Origin of the sequence: Mesorhizobium sp. M4A.F.Ca.ET.090.04.2.1 (genome assembly GCF_003999085.1) — a bacterium.
Taxonomy (GTDB): Bacteria; Pseudomonadota; Alphaproteobacteria; order Rhizobiales; family Rhizobiaceae; genus Mesorhizobium.
Window position 1 is genome coordinate 1 of sequence record NZ_RZOT01000402.1, and the last position, 5,653, is coordinate 5,653.

The 5,653-nt window shown below is 64.3% G+C and carries 5 protein-coding genes and 2 pseudogenes; 6 read left to right on the forward strand and 1 reads right to left on the reverse strand.

The features are described from left to right. The 4 genes and pseudogenes from EN781_RS23905 to EN781_RS23920 all read left to right on the forward strand — a co-directional run. A pseudogene (locus EN781_RS23905) lies at positions 1-171 on the forward strand (sugar ABC transporter substrate-binding protein); the annotation flags it as partial. A gap of 190 nt (positions 172-361) precedes the next feature. Then, complete coding sequence (locus tag EN781_RS23910) at positions 362-1,132, forward strand: L-iditol 2-dehydrogenase (RefSeq protein WP_127400383.1); 771 nt, start codon at positions 362-364, stop codon at positions 1,130-1,132. 24 nt (positions 1,133-1,156) lie between these two features. Then, the gene (locus EN781_RS23915) at positions 1,157-2,170 is read left to right on the forward strand and encodes a zinc-dependent alcohol dehydrogenase family protein (RefSeq protein WP_126055277.1); all 1,014 of its coding nucleotides are present in this window, start codon (positions 1,157-1,159) and stop codon (positions 2,168-2,170) included. Positions 2,171-2,314: 144 nt separating this feature from the next. Beyond that, entirely contained in the window at positions 2,315-3,322 is a 1,008-nt protein-coding gene (locus EN781_RS23920) for a LacI family DNA-binding transcriptional regulator (RefSeq protein WP_189347784.1), read from the forward strand. A gap of 7 nt (positions 3,323-3,329) precedes the next feature. Here the strand turns inward: EN781_RS23920 and EN781_RS23925 are convergent, their stop codons facing one another. After that, positions 3,330-4,337, reverse strand: a complete 1,008-nt coding sequence (locus tag EN781_RS23925) for an aldo/keto reductase (protein ID WP_126055275.1) — start codon at positions 4,335-4,337, stop codon at positions 3,330-3,332. A gap of 167 nt (positions 4,338-4,504) precedes the next feature. On the opposite strand from EN781_RS23925, the pseudogene EN781_RS23930 reads away from it, so the two are divergent. Together EN781_RS23930 and EN781_RS23935 are read left to right on the forward strand one after the other, a co-directional pair. Further along, a pseudogene (locus tag EN781_RS23930) lies at positions 4,505-5,198 on the forward strand (IS1 family transposase). Further along, on the forward strand, positions 5,182-5,403 hold the full coding sequence (locus EN781_RS23935; protein WP_127400384.1) for an Imm8 family immunity protein: 222 nt from the start codon (positions 5,182-5,184) through the stop codon (positions 5,401-5,403). Before EN781_RS23930 ends, EN781_RS23935 begins: the two are co-directional and overlap by 17 nt. Positions 5,404-5,653: the final 250 nt, after the last annotated feature.

Here is a 5,653-nt window from a genome sequence, read left to right on the forward strand (position 1 = left end):
CCCTATACCGGCATCCAGTTCGTCGCCATCCCTGAATTCCAGGGCATTGGCACGCAGGTCGGCCAGGCCGTTGCCGCCGCGGTCACCGGCGAGCAGTCGGTCGACGATGCGCTGAATGGCGTCCAGGCCGAGGTGGAGCGCACCATGACGGAAGCGGGCTACATCAAATAGCACCCTAACAAGCCAGGGGCGCAAAGCGTGCCGCCCCTGGCGATCCGGCCTGCCCAGACCTCCCGTTGCAGCGGGCCCGGAGGATGCACGGATCCCGCAAGGGCAAAGCGGGTCCGTGCGTTCCGCGCCGGCTGACAGGCAAGCTTTCGCGGCCGCCCGGAAATCGTTGTCGAATTTTGGAAAGTTGGACATGAAACTGAACAACAGGACTGCCCTCATCACCGGCGGCGCGCGCGGCATCGGCCTCGGCTTCGCTCAGGCCTATGCCCGCGAGGGCGCAAAAGTGGTGATCGCCGACATCGACTTCGAACGCGCGACGCAGGCGGCTGCCGCGACCGGTCCGGCGGCCAGCGCGAAGAAGCTCGACGTCAGCGATCTCGCCGCGATCGAGAGCGTTGCCGCCGAGGTCGACCGCGAGTTCGGCGGCATCGACATCCTCGTCAACAACGCCGCCATCTTTGACATGGCGCCGATCACCGACATCACCGAGGCGAGCTACCAGAAGGTCTTCGGCATCAACCTCAAGGGGCCGCTGTTCATGATGAAGGCGGTGGCCAATCTGATGATCGCGCGCGGCCGTGGCGGCAAGATCATCAACATGGCGAGCCAGGCCGGCCGCCGCGGCGAGGCGCTGGTGACGCTCTATTGCGCCTCCAAGGCGGCGATCATCTCGGCCACGCAGTCGGCAGCACTGGCGCTGGTCAAGCACGGCATCAACGTCAACGCGATCGCGCCCGGCGTCGTCGACGGCGAGCATTGGGACGTCGTCGACGCCCATTTCGCCCGCTGGGAGGGCCTGAAGCCTGGCGAGAAGAAGGCGGCGGTGGCGAAGTCCGTGCCGATCGGGCGCTTCGCGCGGCCGGAGGACATTGCCGGGCTCGCCGTCTTCCTCGCCTCGTCCGACAGTGATTACATCCTCGCCCAGACCTACAATGTCGACGGCGGCAACTGGATGAGCTGAGGCGTTGCCCGCACGGAGAATGACATGAAAGCCATCCGATTTGCCGCCGCGGGCGTTGCCGGCATGGCGGAGCTGGACATGCCGGAGATCGCACCGGGGCACGCTCTGGTCAGGGTCCGCGCCGCCGGGCTCTGCCACACCGACATCGAGGTCCTGCAAGGCCGCTATGGCGAAGGCGCGTTCCCGCTGGTTCCCGGCCATGAATATGCCGGCACGGTCGAGGCTGTCGCTGCCGACGTGACGACCGTGAAGCCCGGCGACCGCGTCGCCATCGATCCCAACATTGCCTGCGGACACTGCGCCGCCTGCCGCAAGGGCCTCACCAATCTGTGCGCCTCGCTCAAAGCCTACGGCGTGACCGCCAACGGCGGCTTCGCCGAATTCAGCCTCGTCGGCGTCGATCATCTGCATGACATCGGCGATCTCGCTTTCGCTACCGCCGCGCTCGCCGAGCCGCTCGCCTGCGTGCTGAACGGTCTCAGCGCGGCCGGCATCGAGCCAGGCGCACGCGTGCCCGGCACCGCGCTGGTCTTCGGCGCCGGCCCGATCGGCCTGCTGCTTGCGCTGTCGCTGAAGGCGAGGGGGGTGGCGAGCGTCGCGGTTGCCGACATCAGCGAGCAGCGGCTTGCCTTCGCCGAGGCGCTCGGGCTGGTGCCGCTGCTGTCCGGATCGCAGGCGCTGGTGGCAAGGACGAAAGGCTTCGATTTCGTTGCCGACGCCACCGGCGTTGCCAGGGTGGTCGAAGGCATGATCGGCTTCACAGCCGATGGCGGCACTGCGCTCGTCTTCGGCATCTGCGCGCCCGACGCCAGGATCTCGGTCGCGCCGTTCGAGATCTTCCGCCGCCAGATCAGGCTGGCCGGTTCGCATTCGTTGAACCGCAACATCCCGCAAGCGCTCGACATTCTGAGGCGCGACGACGGCACCATGGCACGGTTGGTGAGCCACCGGTTGCCGCTTGCGGAACTTTTGCCCTTCTTCGCCAAGAGCGGTGGCGATCCGGCGACGATGAAGGTGCAGTTTTCGGCGGATATATGAGTGAAAACGCGCGGCACTCCCATCGACCCGGAAACTCGCCTGGCACGGTCGAAGCGTTGCAGCTTTGCGCAAGATGGTGACTCACGTAGAGAGTGACGGGAAGGGTCGAACAGGGGCCTGTGAATGGCAAAGACGATCAGGACGATGGAGGATTTCTCTGACTTCGTCGGCTTGTCTCGCACGACTGTCTCCAAATATTTCAACGATCCCAATTCGGTGCGGAAGAACACGCGCAGCGCCATCGAGGCGGCGCTGAAGAAATCCGATTTCCGGCCGAGCATGTTCGCGGTCAACCTCAATCGGCGCCGCAGCAACATCCTCGGCGTCATCATCCCGAATTCGACGGACCCGTTCTACATGGCGCTGACGCGCCGCATCGAATTGATCGCCAACGAGGCCGGCTTCCTGGCTTTCGTGCTGTCCTCCGACGGGCGCGCCGAGATGGAGGACCAGGCGATCCAGACGTTCCGCTCGATGAACATCGCGGGCGCCATCATCGCGCCGCTCGGCGTGCGCTCGCACCACCGGATCCTCGCTGAGCTCGGCGCCTCGATCCCGCTGATCTATGTCGACTCGCCGCTGGACGAGACCTCCTCCTTCGTCGGCACCGACAACCGGCAGAGTTTCAGGCTGATCGTCGACTATCTCTGCCGCTCCGGCGAGCCGCCCTGCTACTTCGCCATGCCGCTGGTCAACAACAACGCTTCGGCCAGGCAGGAGGCCTATGTCGAGGCCATGCAGCAGTTCAAGATGACGCCGCGCATCGTGCCGGTCGAGGACGCGCGCTCCTGGGATTTCGAGAAGTTCGGCTTTGACGAGGCGACGCGCATCCTGAAGGCCGGCGGCTTTCCGACCAGGACCGTGCTGTGCGCCAACGACCGCGTCGCCTTCGGCGTGCTCGGCGCCGCCTTTCAGCTCGGCCTCAAGGTGGGACATGGCGCCGATTGCGATCTGAGGGTCGCCGGGCACGACGACCATCCGCTGTCGCGCTACGCCTGCCCGCCGATCACGACGGTGGCGCAGAACTACAACGAGATCGGCCGCCTGGCGATCGAGTTGCTGCTCGAGCGGCTGGACGAAAAGTCCTCGGCCAAGCGCGGTGACGCCCGCATCCTGCTCAACGCCGAGCTGATGCTGCGCAGCTCGGCGTGAAACAGGCCTACCGATCCACCATCGACATCGTCCGCTCGTTGTAGCGCGGCCCCGAAATCCTGTCGGGTGTCAGCGCCATGTCGAGCAGCAGCATCTCGGTGGCGTCAAGCCCGATGTCGGCGGCGGCGACATTCTCCTCCAGGTATGTCCGGCGCTTGGTGCCGGGGATCGGCACGATGTCGATGCCGAATTCCGGGCCTTTGGCGAGCAGCCAGGCGATCGCGATCTGGCCGGGCTTCACGCCCCTGGCGGCGGCCACGTCGCGCACCGCGCTCGCCGCCGCGACATTGGCGTCGAAATTCTCGCCCTGGTAGCGCGGGTCGCCGCGCCGGAAATCGCCTTCCGGGTAGTCCTCCGCGCGCTTGACGTCGCCGGCGAGGAAGCCGCGCCCGAGCGGCGCGAAAGGCACCAGGCCGATGGCGAGCTCCTTAAGCAGCGGGATGATCTCGGGCTCGAGATTGCGCTCCCACAGCGAGTATTCGCTCTGCAGCGCCGACACCGGATGCACGGCATGGGCGCGGCGGATGTTGGCGAGGCCGGCCTCCGACAGGCCGAGGAAGCGCACCTTGCCCGCGGCCACCAGCTCGCCGACCGTGCCGGCGACATCCTCCATCGGCACGGCAGGATCGACGCGGTGCTGGTAGAGGAGATCGATACGGTCGGTGTCGAGCCGCTTCAGCGATGCCTCCACCACCTCGCGGATGTGCTCGGGCCGGCTGTCGCGGCCAGTGCCGTCCTGCCTGCCGTCCTTGATGACGAAGCCGAATTTCGTCGCGATGGTCACCTGGTCGCGCCGCCCCTTCAGCGCGCGGCCGAGCAGTTCCTCGTTGACGAACGGCCCGTAGACTTCGGCCGTGTCGAGGAAGGTGCAGCCGAGCTCGATCGCCCGGTGCAGCGTGGCGATCGATTCCGCCTCGTCGGCCGGGCCGTAGGACTGGCTCATGCCCATGCAGCCGAGGCCGATTGCCGAGACTTCGAGCCCCTGGCTGCCGAGTTTCCGCTTGCCCAGGCTCATGTGTTCTCTCCGGCCGAATGTGCAATCCGCCTAAATTATAGGGCAGGGCGGTAAGCCGTCCAGCCGGACAGGCAGGTGCTTGATCGAGATCAAGGGAAGCCGACGGCAGGTAGTGTCTCAGTTTGAATTTGATCGCTAGGCGATAGCGCCCCGCGGCGTTTGCTCCCATAGGCGGAACCGCCTACGGGGGTAGTTCGATGCGGTCGATCTCGCGCGTTGCCGATGTGTCGATCAACAGTCGATGTCGGCAAGTTCTGCGCCGATCTGCACGACCGCGAAGTTCGCAACGTCACCTCCAAGCGTATTCAATGTGATGAAATCTGGTCGTTTGTCGCCGCGAAAGCCAAGAACGTTTCGACCATGAAGCAGCCGGTCGAAGGCGCTGGCGACGTATGGACCTGGACCGCTTTGGACAGCGATAGCAACCTCATCGTGTCATGGCTGGTCGGCGGCCGTGACGGCGAATATCGCTGGCCTTCATGGATGACGTGAAAGACCGCCTTGCCAACCGCGTCCAGCTCACGACCGATGGGCACCTGGCGAGCCGGAAAGCAACAAGTCGCCAGAGAGCCGCTATAGCCCCGTCGTCTGCACTGGTGCCGTCAAGACGCGCGTTGAAGGCAACCCGGCACATCGCATATCGAACGCGCCAATCTCACGATGCGCATGGCGAACCGTCGCTTCACGCCTTACCAATGCCTTCTCAAAGAAGTTTGACAACCATGTCCACATGGTCGCGATCTACAGACGCTCTGGTCGATGGAAGACCTTTGCGAGAAGATGGACGCCGTTGCGCCGAAGCCGGGCAAGCGCGGTCCCTATAAGAAGCAGGAAAGCGAGTTTCATGAAAGCGGAGTATAAGGGTCATAGGATTGTGGACGCCGATAAGCTCGCGTTCGATCTCTCTACATGGCGTCCGTCTGATCCAACTGATTTTTCGCTCACCATTGATTTCTATGCGGGAGAAGAGGGTAAAGAAGGCTCAGATGCTTTCACGGCCACGGTGTGTTCGCCGGCATGGTTTCTTCGGCCCACACAGAAGCGGCCTTTTCTGGTGAAGGCGTAATTTTCATGCGGACGTTCGATCACCTTCAACTGGAAAAATTTCTCATCGCTCGATGCGCTTCGGCTAAGGGCAATAGCTGGAATGAGATAGCCTGTGAGCTTTCGCGGGTCGGGCTATGGGAATTCGAATACAAGCTCTGAATTTCAAACTGAGACACTACCCGACGGCAAGGATCGTAGTCTGCGATTGTCTTGGGAGGGACGCGAGGCGGGCGGGTGGTTCCGGCCGAAGGACTCCGGACGGCCGCTAC